Here is a 14,537-nt window from a genome sequence, read left to right on the forward strand (position 1 = left end):
CCGACTATGGCGGCACAGCATCCCGCGGACGAAATGAAGGATTTGTCATGTTGCAGTTGATTCTCGGCCTGGTGCTCTTTCTCGGTATCCATTCCGTGTCCATCGTGCGCCCGGACTGGCGAGCCCAGGCCGTGGCCAGATTCGGCGAGGTCCCTTGGAAGCTCGGTTATGGGGCGGTTGCCGTCATCGGCTTGGTGCTCATCGTGCTGGGCTATGGTGCTGCGCGCGCCGCGGACCCGGTGCTGCTCTACCCGCCGCCGGTGTGGATGCGCCACGTCTCGCTGCTGCTGATGCTGCCGGCCTTCACGCTGGTGCTGGCGGCCTACCTGCCGGGCCGCATCCAGCGCGCCGTGAAGCATCCGATGCTGCTGGGCGTGAAAATCTGGGCGACGGCGCACCTGCTGGCGAATGGCACGCTGGCGGATCTGCTGCTCTTCGGCGGCTTTCTCGTCTGGGCCGTGGCGGATCGGATCTCGCTGAAGCGCCGCGAGGAGCCGTCGGTGCCGCGCGCACCGGTGGGGAAATGGAACGACGCCATCGCCGTGGTCGGCGGGCTCGGCCTCTACGTGGCCTTCATCCTGTTCCTGCACCGCTGGCTCATGGGTGTCTCGCCCATTGCCTGACGCGCGGCCAGGCGCCGGTCGCCGTTGTTGGACGCTGTGCGGACAGGCGGGGTCCGGTCGGCGCTAAGGGGTCGCCCGCAGCCGTGGGCTCAAAGGCGCGCCCGCCATTTGTCCACGAAGTGCATGAGACCGAGCAGCGGGTGGCGCAGCGGCATGCGCGGGCCGGCGTAGCGCATCACTTTGACGATGCGACCGCGTCGGCTTTCGCTGTAGCAATGCACGCTGCAGTCGTTGCACGGCATCTTGGACTCGCCGAAGACGCAGACGTCGAGGCGCTGGTTGGCGTAGCGCAGCAGCTCGGCGCAATCCGGGCAGTCTTGCGCTGCTTGCCCGCCAGCGTGATGGTCGCGGCAATAGATGGCGATCATCGCTGCGATGGTGCGCCGCTCGCGCTCGATGCGTCGCCCATGGTTGGCGGGGCGCAGACCAGCGGCACGTGGGTGTCGGGTTCGCATCTGCATGGCGCCATTATGGGCATTGGCAGGCAGCCTGGTTTGACAATTGTCAATAAAGATTGACATCGGTCTTGGTTGACAGTCGTCCGCCGGCGCTCGGGGCGCCGTCGCTCAGCAACAGGAAACACCGTCGATGCTCAGACTCCCGCTGATGTGGCTCGTCCCCCTGCTGTTCCCCCTGCTGCTGCTCACGGCATGCGCCAGCCAGCCCTATCCGCCGCTGCCTGAGGACATCGCCGCCGAGACCGCGCGCACCCCGAGCGCGCGTGCCCCTGCCGACACCGCCGTTGATCAGGCTGGCGCGCCGGTCGGCAATGTCTCGGCGGCGGCGCGGCGCGAGGCCCGGCTGCCGCCCGTCTCCCAGGAGGTGAATCCGCCGCCGCCGGACCCCGCGAGCCTGCCGGCGGCGGACAGCCGCGCGCTCAAGATTCTGCTCGGCGAGCGCCGCTTCGAATACTACGAGGACAAGCAGCTCACCTGGTCCGGCAAGATCTCCGCCGGTGTCGAGGAGCACCCGACGCCGCGGGGCGAGTACCAGGTCACCGCCAAGGACATCGACAAGCGCTCGGGCAGCTATACCAACTCCTTCGACTGGCCGACGCCCATGCCTTATGCGTTGCAGTTCAAGGGCCCCTATTGGGTGCATGAGGGCTATGTGCCGAACGAGAACGCCTCCCATGGCTGTGTGCGCCTGCGCCATGACGACGCGAAGTTCGTCTACGCCCGCATGAAGGTCGGCGATCCCGTCACCGTGGTGGAGTAAGCGCGCCGGGGGCGTTCATGGAGCGCTGGATCATGCATCTCGACATGGACGCCTTCTATGCCGCCGTGGAGCAGCGCGATGACCCCAGCCTGCGGGGGCTGCCGGTGGTGGTGGGTGCACGCCCGGGCGGGCGCGGCGTGGTGGCCACCTGCTCCTACGAGGCGCGGCGCTTCGGCATCCGCTCGGCCATGCCCATCGCCGAGGCCTATCGCCGTTGCCCGCACGCGGTCTATCTGCGACCCCGCATGGCCCACTATGCGGCCATCGCCCGGTGCATCCGCCGCGAGCTGGACGCCATCTCGCCGCTGGTGGAGCCCGTGTCCATCGACGAGGCCTTCATCGACGTCTCCGGCCTGGAGCGCCTTATCGGTCCGCCGGCGGCCATCGGTGCCCGCGCCAAGCGGCGCATCCGCGAGGCCTGTGGCCTCACGGCCTCGGTGGGCATCGGTCCCAACCGGCTCATCGCCAAGCTCGCCTCGGAGTACCACAAGCCCGACGGTCTCACCGTGGTGGCACCGCCCGAGGTGCAGACCTTCCTGGATCCGCAGCCCGTGGCGGTGCTGCGCGGCGTGGGGCCTCGCACCCTGCCGCGGCTGCAGCGGCTTGGTATCCAGAGTGTCGCGGATCTGCGCCGGCGCTCGCTCACCGAGCTGCAGCGCCACCTGGGGACGCGCCTCGCCGCCGATCTGCATGCCCAGGCGCATGGCATCGCGGCCAGCGCCGTGGCGCCGCAGACGCCGCGCAAGTCCGTCAGCAAGGAGACCACCTTCGCCGCGGACCAAATCGATGCGGCGCTGCTGCATACACGACTGCGCGCGCTCGCCGGCGAGGTGGCGCAGACCGCCCGCGCCGGCGGCGTCGCCGGGGGCGTGGTGACGCTCAAGGTGCGTTACGCGGGCTTCGTCACCCACAGCCGCCAGCGCCGGCTGGCGGCGCCCACGGACAGTGCGCGTGTGCTGCTCGCGGAGGCCTGGCACCTGTTCGAGCACAGCGGTTTGCCGCAGGCGCCGGTGCGGCTCATCGGCGTCGGCTTGGCGGCGCTGTCGCCGCCCGCGTCTTGCTCGCCGCCGCGCCAGCGGGACCTGTTCGAGGCGGCCGATGCACAGGAGCGCGACGGCCGGCTTGCCGACACCCTGGATGCCGTCAACACCCGCTTCGGAGACGGCGCCCTGAGCTTCGGGCTTGCCGGATGCGCAGCCGCGGGCGGGGCCGATGCTGACGCCGGCGGCAGCACGAGCGCGCCGCGCGATGCCGACCCGGGCTGAGTCGCAGCAAGGCGCATGCTGCGGTCGGGATTGCTAGAATCACGCCCGCCATACATCGGCCCCGGAGCCCCTCATGCTGCTGACGAACATCGTTCTCATCCTCGCCTTCGTGCTGATGATCGCCATCGCCATCGCCCTGACCCGAGACGGCTCTGCCAAGGGCGTCAAGTCCAGCACGCGCCCGCAGGTGCGCATCGTCGATGCGGATGCGGACGACGAGCAGGAACGCTGACGCCCGGTCGCCGACCTCAGACTCAGACCCAAACCCAGGCCCAGGCCCGGGCCCGGGCCCAGCTCCCACCCCAGCCTCGCGCCCGGGGTCCCGCCCGGCTCAGGCCCCAGCGCCTAGGCCGGGGCCGCCAGCCCATGCGCGGACATCCGGGGTCAGCGGCGGCCGAGCCGCAACCGCACTGTCCACGGGGGTTCCACTCGCGATAGAATTGGGCGGTTATGGATCTGAACTTTCTGCCCTTCGAACAGCCGGTCGCCGAGCTCGAGGCCAAGATCGAGGAGCTCAGGCACGTCGGCGACGACAACGAGATCAACATCGCCGAGGAGATCGAGCATCTCCAGGTCAAAAGCCGCGCCCTGACCGAGCAAATCTTCTCGGGCCTCACGCCGTGGCAGATCTCGCAACTGTCCCGCCATCCGCTGCGGCCCTACTTTCTCGATTATGCCGGGCGCATTTTCGAGGACTTCCAGGAGCTGCACGGCGACCGTGCATTCGCCGACGACCACGCCGTCGTCGGCGGTCTTGCGCGCCTGGACGGCCGCTCCGTGGTGGTCATCGGCCATCAAAAGGGCCGGGACACCAAAGAAAAAATCCAACGCAACTTCGGCATGCCCCGCCCCGAGGGCTACCGCAAAGCCCTGCGGCTGATGCAGCTGGCCGAGCGCTTCGGCCTGCCCGTGTTCACCTTCATCGACACCCCCGGGGCCTACCCCGGCGTCGGTGCCGAAGAGCGCGGTCAGAGCGAGGCCATCGCCCGCAACCTCCAGGTCATGTCCGCACTGCGGGTGCCTGTCGTCTGCACCGTCACCGGCGAGGGCGGCTCCGGCGGGGCGCTGGCCATCGGCGTCGGCGACCGGCTCATCATGCTCCAGTTCAGCACCTACTCGGTCATCTCCCCGGAGGGCTGTGCGTCCATCCTCTGGAAGAGCGCCGACAAGGCCCAGCTCGCCGCCGAGGCCATGGCCATCACCTCCTCGCGCCTCTATGACCTGGGCTTGGTGGATGCCGTGGTGCCGGAGCCCCTGGGCGGCGCCCACCGCGATGTGGACGCCATGGCCGGCTCGCTGCGGGACACTCTCATCGAGGCCCTGGGCGAGCTGGACGCCATGTCCATGGATCAGCTGCTGGCGGCCCGCTATGATCGCCTGCGCAGCTACGGCCGGCTCAAGGACTGACACCGTCCGCGCGCGGCGCACCGCGGACCCGCCCCTGCCAATGCTACGGCCAGCGCGCCATGCCGGCCGCCGATGAGCTGACGCCGGATCGCCTCGCCGCGGCCCTCGCACCCGCCGCGGGCCGGCGGCTGTGGATCGCCTACAGCGGCGGGCTCGACTCCCATGTGCTCTTGCATGCCGCCGCCGGGCTGCGCCGCGAGCTGCGGCTGGACTTGCGCGCAGTGCATATCCACCATGGCTTACAGCCGGCGGCCGACGACTGGGCTCGGCACTGTGCGCAGGTCTGCGGGGGGCTCGGCGTCGCGCTGGAGATCCGCCGCGTCGCGCCCCAGCCCGGCTCGGGCTCGGGCTCGGGCTCGGGCCCCGAGGCCGCCGCCCGCGAGGCCCGCTACGGCGCCTTCCGCGCCCTGCTGCGGCCGGGCGCGATGCTGGCCACCGCCCAGCATCGCGACGACCAGGCCGAGACCCTGCTGCTGGCCCTGCTGCGCGGCGCCGGCGTCCACGGCCTCGCGGCCATGCCGCCCCAGGCGCCGCTGGGGGCCGGCACACTGCTGCGCCCGCTGCTGGACCTGCCGCGGGCGGCACTCGCGGCCTATGCCCAAGCCGAGGGTCTGCGGTGGGTGGAAGACCCGAGCAATAGGGACCCCATGCTGGACCGCAACCGGCTGCGCCATCTGGTCGTCCCTGAGCTCCGCCAGCGCTGGCCGCTGCTCGACAAGACGCTGTCGCGCTCCGCCGCCCACTGTGCGGAGGCGGCGGGGCTGCTGGATGAGCTGGCCGACGAGCTGCTGGCGGGGCTAGGCGCCGGGACCGCGGGCGCGGAGGGGTTGCCCGTCGCGCTGTCGGTTGCCGGTTTGCGTCGGCTGGCGGGTCCCAAGCAGCGCCTGGTGCTGCGGCGGTGGCTCGGCCGGCGGGGCTTCCCGCTGCCGGATACGCAGCGCCTGCGGCGTATTACCGCGGAGCTGCTGCCCGCCGCGGCGGACCGCCAGCCCCTGGTCGCCTGGCCCGGCTGTGAAGTGCGCCGCCACCGGGATGCACTGCACGCGCTCGCACCGCTGCCGCCGCCGCCCGCCGGGCCGCTGCTGCCAGCCCCCGGGGCCTGCGCGCTGGCGCTGCCGGGGCCGCTGGGCGCGCTGAGCTGGGGTCTGGACCCCGCCTTGGGCCGCACCCGGGAGCCGACCGTTGCCAACGCTCGGATCAGTGTCCAGTTCGCGGCAGCCGGACTGCGCTGCGCGCGGCTGGCGCGCCCCTCGGCAGACCTCAAGGCCGTTTTCCAGGAGGCCGGCATCCCGGCCTGGCTCAGGCCCTATGTGCCGCTGTTGGTGCTGGACGACCGCCTGGCCGGGGTCGGCGGCGTGCGGCTCTGCGGCGGCGGACTCGCGTGGCTGCGGTGGCAAGGGCATCCCTGGGCGGCGCAGGGGTGGCTCGTGACGCATTTGGAGAACACACACATCGACAGCCGGTGATCCCTGTGGCAGGGTTTCGCCCGATATTGGAATAGGCAGTCGGGAGCGGTCGACGATGGCACGGGAACCCTTTGCGTCCATGTCCCCCTGGTACGGGGGTTATGCCTTTCAGGGCGTGGTGGTGCTCGGCACCGCGCCCATTTTGCTGCCGCTCATCGTCGGCGGCGCTGCCGGGCCGGCGGAGGCGGGACTCGTCGTCGCCGCGCTCTACATCGGCCAGCTGGCGGCGCCCATGTTCGGCGCGCTTGCGGACGGCAGCGGGCGGCATCGGCTGATCTACGCCGCCGGGTATCTGCTGCTGGCGGTCGGTCTCGGCCTCTTCCCACTGGCGCAGACGGTGCTGGAGTGGTTCGTGCTGGCCCTGATGCAGGGGCTCGGCGTCGCCGCCACCAACACGGTGGCGTCCATGTTCATCGTGGAGTTCCGGCCCAAGGCGGAATGGGACCGGCGCATCGGCTGGATGCAGACCTGCTACGGCATCGGCCAGGCGGCGGGTCTGGGGCTCGCGGCGCTGCTCCAGCAGGCGCCGACCCTGGGCATGCTGGCGTCGGCGGCGCTGATGCTGCCGGGGCTGCTGTTCGGCCTGCTGGGCACGCCTCGGGGGCGCCGGGCCGCGCAGCAGCAGGGGCCCGCGAAGCCCGCTGCGCAGTCCCCTGCGCAGCACCAGGCCGAAGGTGCTGCCTCGCGCCACCACGCGCCGCCGCGGCAGATCCTGCCGCACGGTCACATTGGCCCGGCCAGCGGCGCGCTGCTCGGGCGCTTCCTGGCGGACTTGCGCAGCCCCTATGCGCTGTTCATGCTGTGCTGGCTGCTGGTGATGCTCGGCACCTGGCTCATCTACAATCTCTATCCGCTGCTCATGCAGCAGGTCTACGGCGTCGGCGCCGGCGCCTCGTCCGTCTACTACGCCATCGGTGCCGGCATCGGTGTGTTCGCCTATGCGCCCTCCGGCGTGCTCGGCCAGCGCATCGGCGACGGCGCCGTGGTGCTCATCGGCAGTCTCATGAGCCTTGCCTCCGTTGGCACCATGGCGGCGCTGGCGATCTGGCAGCCCGCCGGCGTGGCCGTGCTGGGGCCGCTCGCCTTCGTGCTGCTGCCGGTGGCCTGGTCGCCGCTCATCGTTGCCGGCACGGCCTGGGCGGCACAGCTCTCTACCATGAACGAAGGGGAGGCCGTGGGCATTTTGAATTCCACCACGGCGCTCGCCAGCGTGGCGGCCGCCTTCGGCGCCGGCGTGCTGGCGAGCCGCTTCGGCTTTGATGCCGTGCTCTACCTCGCCGCTGCGGCCATGGTGCTGGGCTCGTTGCTGGTGCTGCCGCTGCTGCGCGCCGGGCCCAAGGCCGCGGATTGAGAGCGCGGCATTCAACCTAAAGAGAGCAGCCAACCACGAGGCAGACGAAGGTCACGAAGCAGAACACCAAGAAAGACAGGCGCTTGAAGGTAAGCCTCGCAGGCATCTCGCTCACCCGGCGGGTGAAGACGCGAGCTTGCGTATCCTGCTGAGCCCCTTCGTGCTCTTCGTGGCTCAAAGACCCGATCTAGGTTTATCCGAGCCGCGAAACGACCAGCCAACCGTGGGAGCGGCCTCCGGCCGCGACGACCGCCGGTGCCGTGTCGCGCTGATCTCGCGGCAAGGATGCCGCTCCCACGGGTCGGCAAGTGCCGTTGCGGGTGTCAGCCGGCGGCCAGCGCCACGAAGCGCCGGCAGCGCTGCACCAGGTCCTCGTCGGGCTCCAGGGCGTGCAGGTCGCCGCCGATGAGCAGCATGCAGTCGCGGCCGTAGAAATCGCACAGCTCGCGCACCCGGGCGAGCTTCATGCCGCCGGCGGGGACGGGGAAGATGGCCGAGAAACCGTCCATGGCGTCGGTGCAGCCGGCGGCAATGGCCTGACAGTCGTCCGCTGAGAAGGCAAAGCGCCCGCCCAGATGCGGGAAGATGGCCGCATCGGCGCCGGCGAGGCGGTTCAGCTGGCCGTAGAGCACCCGCGGGGCGAGACCCGCGTCCGGGCCGAGCGCAAGGCCGCCGACGAAGGCCGGATGGCTCAGGATGGGCAGGCCCAGGTCCGCATCGGCGGCGAGCGCGCGCATGGGGTCGAGGCCGGTGAGTCCGGGGCAGAACAAAAGCCCGCCGGCGCCGGACTCGCGGGCGGCGCGGGCGCGTGCCTGCACCGCCGTCGCCGATGCCGTGACGTTCGGCAGGTAGAGGCAACGGCGGCCGGTCTCGCGGTTGGCGCGGGCTACTGCCTCGGCGCAGCGGGGTACGCGCTCATCGAAGGGCGAGAAGGGCTGATCGGCGAGGCCGTGGTCGTCCTTGATCAGGTCGATGCCGCCGCAGGCCAGCTCGTAGGCGAGCTGTGCCAGAGCCCGGGACGACAGCCCCATGGGCTTGAGCGCGGTGCAGAGCAAAGGGCGATCCGCCACGCCCAGCAGCCGGCGCAGCCCGGCGATGCCGAAGCGAGGGCCTGCGAACTGGGCCGCCAGGGATTCGGGTAGGTCGATGTCCATCAGCCGCACGCCCGGCTGCAGGGCGACGTTGCCGAAGAGCACGTTGACGAGCTGGGTCAGCTCGCCGCCGGCGGCCTCCACTGGATAGCGGATGGTCACATCCCAGGCGCCGTCGGCGGCCACTGGCGCATCCGGGGCGCCGACGATCTGCTCGCGGATCGCCGCGTTGGGGATCAGCGCGTCCGGAAACTCCACGGTCTGCTCCAGGCAGATCTCGCGGGCACGGGCAAGCGCCGCGGCCTCATCGTCGGCGCGAATGCGATAGCGCCCGGCAAAGCGCGCACCGCTCAGCGCGAGCGCCACGGGATCATCAATGGACATATCAGGTCTCGTACCTAGTAGCGAGTAACGAGTAACGAGTAACGAGTAACGAGTAGCGAGTAACGAGTACCTCGCACCCCGCACCCCGCACCCCGCACTCCGCCCTCCGCACTCCGCACTCCGCACTCCGCCCTCCGTACTCCGCCCTCATTCGCACACCGGAAACACCACCAGGTGATCCGCCTGCAGGCGCACACCGATCTCCTCGCCCACGGCATGGCGGTAGTGGCTGGGTACGAGGCAGAGCACCTCGGTGCCGCTGGCGAGCCTGAGCGTGTACATGAACTCGGCGCCGCGGAAGGCGCGCTCGACGATGACGGCCCGTCTGGGGCTGGATTCGTCGTAGATCATGTCGTCCGGGCGGATCAGCACCTCCGCCGAGGCTCCCGGCGCGAGGCCGTGCGGGTGCTCCCCGGCGACGCGCCCAAGCTCGGTCTTGACCCGGATCTCGTCGTGCACCGTGGCCGGCAGCAGCACGCCCTGACCGATGAAGTCCGCAACGAACCGGTCCGCGGGCTCGTGGTAGAGGCCGAAGCCGGAGCCCCATTGGTGTACCCGGCCGCCGCCGATGACGCCGATCAGGTCTGCCATCGCAAAGGCTTCCAGCTGGTCGTGCGTCACCAGGATGGCGGTGACGCCTTCACGCTTGAGGACATCGCGCACCTCGCGCGCGATCTGCTCGCGCAGGTCCGCATCCATGCTGGAGAAGGGCTCGTCCAGCAACAGCATTTGCGGGCGCGGCGCCATGGCCCGCGCCAGGGCCACCCGCTGCTGCATGCCGCCGGAGAGCTCGTGCGGATATTGGCGGGCGGCGCCGGTGAGGCCCACCAGCTCCAGCAGCTCGCCCACCCGCCGGCGCCGCGCGGCGGCGGGCTGGCCGCGCAGGCCGAAGGCGATGTTGCCGCTGACGCTCAGATGCGGAAACAGAGCGAAGTCCTGAAAGACCATGCCGATGCGGCGCTGCTCCGGGGCTAGCGTGAAGCCGGGTCGGGACACCTGCTCGCCATGGAGGCGGATCTCGCCGTGGCTCAGGGGCTCGAAACCGGCGATGGCGCGCAGCAGCGTCGTCTTGCCGCAGCCGGAGGGGCCGAGCAGGCAGCCGATGTTGCCGGCCGCCAGCACGAAGGAGACGTCCTGAACCACGGTGGTGTCGCCGTAGGCGACGCTCACGTCCAGCACCGAGAGCTGGCTCGCGGCGGCACTGGTATCCGGGGCGACGTTGACGGCGGCGTCCTGGGCGGGTGGCATAGGGCTCGCGCGGGGAAGACAGGCGTGTGCACGGGCCGCGGCGGGCTCCGGATCGCGGGCTCGGCGCAGTCTCGATGGGATCTTGGCTGCCTGCCCTCGGGGCGGGCGAGGCCAAGGTAAGCCCAACATTATCGACCATCCGCGCGAGCGATCACAGGCCCCAGCCGCCCAGCCGCCCGGGAGCCGCCCGCCCGGGCTTCGGGCCTCGACGTGTCGGGATTGCTTTACATGCCAGTGGCTGCCGCCCAATGGCTGCCGCCCAGTAGCTGCCCCAAAGCGTCGGGGTGAGGACTGGGGCTGAGCCCAACTTGAGGTCCGTCCGGCAAGTCCGGCAACGGGTCTGGTCTGCGCTGCCGACACCTGCTCAGGGATTTACGCTCAGTCGTCGTTCGAAGCTGGGCGTGGGTCGGGCGTGCTGTTGTAATCGTGCAACGCCCTCGCAGCCGGTGCGTCCGGCAACTGGGACAGAGTGCGGATCATGCGCCCTTGCAGGCAATTCCCGCAGGCCGACCGCGCGCCGGGTCGAGCCCGCCAAACACAAGAGCCAATGCCAGCCGTGACACCAGCAGCCACCCCTGAGCCCGACCTCAGTCTTTGTGATTGCGAGCCCGTCGAATTTCCGGAGGCCGCCCAGTCGCACGGCGCCCTGCTGGCGCTGACGGGTGCAGCCCTGGTGGTGGAGCGGGCATCCGCCAACACCGGTGAGGTGCTTGGCCGAGCGCCGCGGGCCCTGCTGGGTAGGCCGCTGGATGCGGCCGTCGGCGGCGGGCTCGCGGCGGCCGTGCGCACGGCGGTGGACGCCGGGCTGCATTCCGCTCAGCCCGTTGCTTTCCCCTGGCGGCCCGGCCCCGCCGGCGGGCCCGCGTTCTGGTGCGCCCTGCACCGCAGCGGCGGGCGGCTGGTACTGGATCTCGAGCCGGACCCGCCGGCGTGGTCGGCGGCGGAGACGGAGGCCCGGGCCACGCAGGCGCTGGCACGCATGCAGCGAGCTCGCGCCGAGGCGGACCTCGAGCGCAAGCTCGCCGCCGCCGCGGACTTGTTTCGCACCCTCACCGGCTATGATCGGGCCATGATCTACCGCTTCGACCCGGTGGATTGGCACGGCGAGGTGGTCGCCGAGTCGCGCACGGGCGACTGCGAGCCCTATCTCAGCCTGCACTATCCGGCATCGGACATCCCCGCGCAGGCGCGCGCCCTCTATCAACGCAGTCCCACGCGCGTCATCAGCGACGTCGAGGCACCTGCGGCCGCGCTGCTGACGGCGCCCGATGCCGCGGACGGCCAGCCGCTGGATCTCTCCCTCAGCACCCTGCGTGCCGTCTCGCCGGTGCACCTGGAGTACCTGCACAACATGGGCGTGCAAGCCACGCTCACAGGCTCCCTGATGGTCGAGGATCGGCTCTGGGGGCTGGTGGCCTGCCATCACCACAGCCCGCGCGTGCTCCCCGGCAAGCTGCGCGAGCTGGTGGGATGGCTGGCGCAGGACCTTGCCACGCAGATCGCCCTGGTGGAGGCGCGGGCGGCCGCCCGCCGCCGCGCCCGCCTCAAAGCCTGCCGGGAGCGGGTGGTCACCGGCATGCGCGCCGGCGCCGGGCTCGCGGAGCTGATTCGCGGGCCCCGGCTGCCCGATGTACTGGGCGCGGTGGCTGCCGACGGTGTCGCCTTGGTGGCGGCCGAGCGCATCGTCACCGGCGGAGCGACGCCGGCACCCGAGCGCTGCGGGCAAATCGCCGCGACCCTCGCCGAGCGCGTGGGCAGCCCCGGCATGCAGGTGTTCGCCACGGACTGCCTGAGCCGGGAGCTGCCGGACACCGAAGACCTCGCCGCCACCGCCGCCGGCCTGTTGATGCAGCCCTTGGCCGTCGATACGGGCCTCAAGCTGATCTTTTTCCGCGGTGAGCTGCTGCGGGAGGCGACTTGGGGTGGCAGCCCGCACGAAGCCGTGCTCACGGGCGCGGATGGCCGCATCAACCCGCGCAAGTCCTTCGCGGCATGGTGCGAGACCGTGCGCCTACAAGCGCGCCGCTGGCTGGACGAGGAGCTGGAGTCGGCACGGGAGCTCGGGGTGCTCATCGACGTGGAGGCACGGCGGGTGGCGGAGCAGGCGGCGCGGGACTTGGCGCTGGATAAGTACCAGGCATTGTTCCGGCATTTCCCCCTCGGCATCACCGTCTGCGATCGCGATGGCGCCATCGTCGAGACCAATCCGGTTTCCGAGCAGATGTTGGGCGTCGGCGTGGCGGAGCAGACCGGTCGGCACATCGACGGCCCGGAGTGGTCCATCCAGCGCCCGGACGGCACGCCGCTGCCGGCGGCCGAGTATGCGTCGGTGAGGGCCTGCCGGGAGCGTGTCGCGACCCGCGATCAGGAAATGGTGCTGGTGGGGCCGGGGGACGAGCGGCGTTGGCTCAACGTCAGCGCCGCGCCGTTGTCGGTAGGGGACCTCGGGGCGCTGGTGGTCTTTGAAGACATCACCGAGCGCAAGCGCAGCGAGGCGCGCCGCGAGGCCGAGGCGGCGCTGCGCGAGAGCGAGCGTCGCTTTCGCATCATGGCGGACGAGCTGCCGGTGCTGATCTGGGTGAACGACCCGGATCTGAACTGCACCATGGTCAACAAGACCTACCGTGAATACGTGGGCTTGCCGGAAGATGCCTGCCTCGGCCGACAGTGGCTCGACATCCTGCACCCGGACGACCTTGACGCTTACTGCGAGACCTTCTATGCCAAGCTCGGCCTGGGCGAGTCCTTCCACGGCCAATGCCGGGGCCGGCGCGCCGACGGCGCCTGGCGCTGGCTGGAGACCTTCGCGCGACCCTTCTACGGTGCCGACGGACAGCTCGCCGGTGTGGTGGGCACGACCCTGGACATCACCGACCGCAAGGCCGCCGAAGACGCGCTGCACGAGTCCAACCGTGCCCTGGCGCACCACGCCGAGCAGCTGGGTCGGCTCACCTCGGCACTGACCCTGGCCGAGCAGCGCGAGCGAGAGCGCTTGGCCAAGGTCCTGCACGATCACCTCCAGCAGCTCCTGGTGGGCGCGACCATGGGCGTGGAGCGCCTTGCGCGCCGGCTGCAAAAGGTGGCGCTGGATGGTGTATCCGCCGGCAATGACCGCGAGGTGGATGCTGCCCTGGCAGCGCTGAAGGACCTATTGCGCCAGGCGCTGGAGTCCGCCCGCACCCTGGTGGCGGACCTGGGGCCGCCCATCTTGCACGAGGTGGGGCTGGACGCGGCCCTGGAGTGGCTTGCGCGGACCATGCAAGACAATCATGGCCTTCGCGTGTCCCTGGCCCTGGATGCGGATATCCCGACCCAGCCGGAAGACGTGCGCAGCGTGCTCTTCGAATGCGTGCGCGAGGCCCTGTTCAATGTCGTCAAGCACGCCGGCTGCCGGGGGGCACAGGTCTGCGTGCATCGCGACGGCGACGGGCGCTTCTGCATCGAGGTTCGCGACGCCGGCAGCGGCTTCGACACGGCGCGGCTGACGGCGGCGGACAGCGACGGCACGGGCTTCGGCATCCTCTCCATGCGCGAGCGCCTGCGCTGTCTCGGCGGGCGCTGCGAGATCGAAAGCAGCCCGGGCGCGGGCACGCGGGTGGTGCTGCGAGCGCCGCCCGATGGCCCAGAGCGCGCGGGCGCAGCACTGGGTGCAGGCGAGTCAGCGGCGGCCCGGGCGCAGGGGCTCGCCGAGGCCCGCACCGAGTCACAGGTCGAGGTGCTGCTGGTGGACGATCACGCCATGGTCCGTCAGGGCCTGCGGGCGTTGTTGACCGACGAGCCGAGCCTGAGGGTCGTGGGCGAGGCCTGCGACGGTATCCAGGCGCTGGAGCGGGTGGATGAGCTGAGGCCCCGTCTGGTACTGATGGATTACTCCATGCCGCAAATGGACGGACTGGAGGCGACCCGGCGCCTCAAGGCGCAACACCCCGACCTGTGCGTCATCGGGCTGTCGATGTATCAAGAGGCCGACCGTGCCGCCGCCATGCTGAGCGCTGGAGCCGCTGCCTACGTCGACAAAACGGCGGGCGCGGACGCGCTGCTTGCCACCATCCGCGCACAACTGCCGCTTTGCCGCATCGAGCCGGGCACGCCGCCGACGCCGAGTCCGACCGGCGAGGTCTGAGCACGGCCCCCGCGGGCCGGCGTTGGTTGTCCCGACCAAGCCGGCCCCGTCGCCGGACACTCCGATATCCTCCCAGCCGCGGCGGGGCCAGCGGTGTTGGAACAGCAGAGGCGGGCTCCGACGCGTGAGGCCGGGCACAATCCCAGGGGCGTTATGCTGGCGCCAGCGCCGGCGGCTGCGATAATGACGCGCGCAAGGGCGCGGCGCGTGGCTGCCGCCAGGGGTGGGCGTGCGGGCTCGGCGCCGGCTGGTGTGTGTGCTCGGCGGCGGCTGGCGTGTGTGCTAGGCGGCGCCGGGAGCGAGCCTCCTGCGCGGCCCCAGGGCGCGTGCCCCAGCGATTGGCTGCAAGCCCGCAATAGTC

11 protein-coding genes are annotated in these 14,537 nt (G+C 71.0%); 8 read left to right on the top strand and 3 right to left on the bottom strand.

Annotated elements, in window-relative coordinates:
* Positions 1-47 precede the first annotated feature (47 nt).
* On the top strand, positions 48-623 hold the full coding sequence (locus tag CKO31_RS07030; protein WP_200235355.1) for an NnrU family protein: 576 nt from the start codon (positions 48-50) through the stop codon (positions 621-623).
* Between the two features lie 89 nt (positions 624-712).
* On the opposite strand, the gene CKO31_RS07035 is transcribed toward CKO31_RS07030, so the two are convergent.
* A complete protein-coding gene (locus tag CKO31_RS07035; protein ID WP_242475212.1) occupies positions 713-1,084 on the bottom strand; it encodes a nitrous oxide-stimulated promoter family protein in 372 nt (123 codons plus the stop codon).
* Between the two features lie 127 nt (positions 1,085-1,211).
* On the opposite strand from CKO31_RS07035, the gene CKO31_RS07040 reads away from it, so the two are divergent.
* The 6 genes from CKO31_RS07040 to CKO31_RS07065 all read left to right on the top strand — a co-directional run bounded on the left by CKO31_RS07040 (position 1,212) and on the right by CKO31_RS07065 (position 7,330).
* On the top strand, positions 1,212-1,841 hold the full coding sequence (locus CKO31_RS07040) for a L,D-transpeptidase (RefSeq protein ID WP_242475213.1): 630 nt from the start codon (positions 1,212-1,214) through the stop codon (positions 1,839-1,841).
* A 32-nt stretch (positions 1,842-1,873) separates the two neighbouring features.
* The gene (gene dinB / locus CKO31_RS07045) at positions 1,874-3,106 is read left to right on the top strand and encodes a DNA polymerase IV (protein WP_242475214.1); all 1,233 of its coding nucleotides are present in this window, start codon (positions 1,874-1,876) and stop codon (positions 3,104-3,106) included.
* Between the two features lie 73 nt (positions 3,107-3,179).
* Entirely contained in the window at positions 3,180-3,338 is a 159-nt protein-coding gene (locus tag CKO31_RS07050) for a hypothetical protein (protein ID WP_200235359.1), read from the top strand.
* A 218-nt stretch (positions 3,339-3,556) separates the two neighbouring features.
* On the top strand, positions 3,557-4,513 hold the full coding sequence (locus CKO31_RS07055; protein ID WP_200235361.1) for an acetyl-CoA carboxylase carboxyltransferase subunit alpha: 957 nt from the start codon (positions 3,557-3,559) through the stop codon (positions 4,511-4,513).
* Positions 4,514-4,572: 59 nt separating this feature from the next.
* On the top strand, positions 4,573-5,979 hold the full coding sequence (tilS, locus tag CKO31_RS07060) for a tRNA lysidine(34) synthetase TilS (RefSeq protein ID WP_200235363.1): 1,407 nt from the start codon (positions 4,573-4,575) through the stop codon (positions 5,977-5,979).
* A 55-nt stretch (positions 5,980-6,034) separates the two neighbouring features.
* Positions 6,035-7,330, top strand: coding sequence for an MFS transporter (locus CKO31_RS07065; protein ID WP_200235365.1), 1,296 nt, complete (start codon positions 6,035-6,037; stop codon positions 7,328-7,330).
* Between the two features lie 323 nt (positions 7,331-7,653).
* Here the strand turns inward: CKO31_RS07065 and CKO31_RS07070 are convergent, their stop codons facing one another.
* On the bottom strand, positions 7,654-8,805 hold the full coding sequence (locus CKO31_RS07070) for a RuBisCO large subunit C-terminal-like domain-containing protein (RefSeq protein ID WP_200235367.1): 1,152 nt from the start codon (positions 8,803-8,805) through the stop codon (positions 7,654-7,656).
* 147 nt (positions 8,806-8,952) lie between these two features.
* Positions 8,953-10,053: an ABC transporter ATP-binding protein gene (locus CKO31_RS07075; protein ID WP_200235369.1), complete on the bottom strand. Its 1,101-nt coding sequence runs from the start codon at positions 10,051-10,053 to the stop codon at positions 8,953-8,955.
* A 556-nt stretch (positions 10,054-10,609) separates the two neighbouring features.
* Between CKO31_RS07075 and CKO31_RS07080 the strand changes: the two genes are divergently transcribed.
* Complete coding sequence (locus CKO31_RS07080; protein WP_200235371.1) at positions 10,610-14,176, top strand: PAS domain-containing protein; 3,567 nt, start codon at positions 10,610-10,612, stop codon at positions 14,174-14,176.
* The last annotated feature ends 361 nt before the right edge of the window (positions 14,177-14,537 follow it).

It is taken from the genome of Thiohalocapsa halophila (assembly GCF_016583825.1).
Classification (GTDB): domain Bacteria; phylum Pseudomonadota; class Gammaproteobacteria; order Chromatiales; family Chromatiaceae; genus Thiohalocapsa; species Thiohalocapsa halophila.

Coding starts and splice junctions, on each gene's coding strand:
- CKO31_RS07030 (WP_200235355.1), top strand. CDS start 48: ATGTTGCAGTTGATTCTCGGCCTGGTGCTCTTTCTCGGTATCCATTCC.
- CKO31_RS07035 (WP_242475212.1), bottom strand. CDS start 1,084: ATGCAGATGCGAACCCGACACCCACGTGCCGCTGGTCTGCGCCCCGCC.
- CKO31_RS07040 (WP_242475213.1), top strand. CDS start 1,212: ATGCTCAGACTCCCGCTGATGTGGCTCGTCCCCCTGCTGTTCCCCCTG.
- dinB (WP_242475214.1), top strand. CDS start 1,874: ATGCATCTCGACATGGACGCCTTCTATGCCGCCGTGGAGCAGCGCGAT.
- CKO31_RS07050 (WP_200235359.1), top strand. CDS start 3,180: ATGCTGCTGACGAACATCGTTCTCATCCTCGCCTTCGTGCTGATGATC.
- CKO31_RS07055 (WP_200235361.1), top strand. CDS start 3,557: ATGGATCTGAACTTTCTGCCCTTCGAACAGCCGGTCGCCGAGCTCGAG.
- tilS (WP_200235363.1), top strand. CDS start 4,573: ATGCCGGCCGCCGATGAGCTGACGCCGGATCGCCTCGCCGCGGCCCTC.
- CKO31_RS07065 (WP_200235365.1), top strand. CDS start 6,035: ATGGCACGGGAACCCTTTGCGTCCATGTCCCCCTGGTACGGGGGTTAT.
- CKO31_RS07070 (WP_200235367.1), bottom strand. CDS start 8,805: ATGTCCATTGATGATCCCGTGGCGCTCGCGCTGAGCGGTGCGCGCTTT.
- CKO31_RS07075 (WP_200235369.1), bottom strand. CDS start 10,053: ATGCCACCCGCCCAGGACGCCGCCGTCAACGTCGCCCCGGATACCAGT.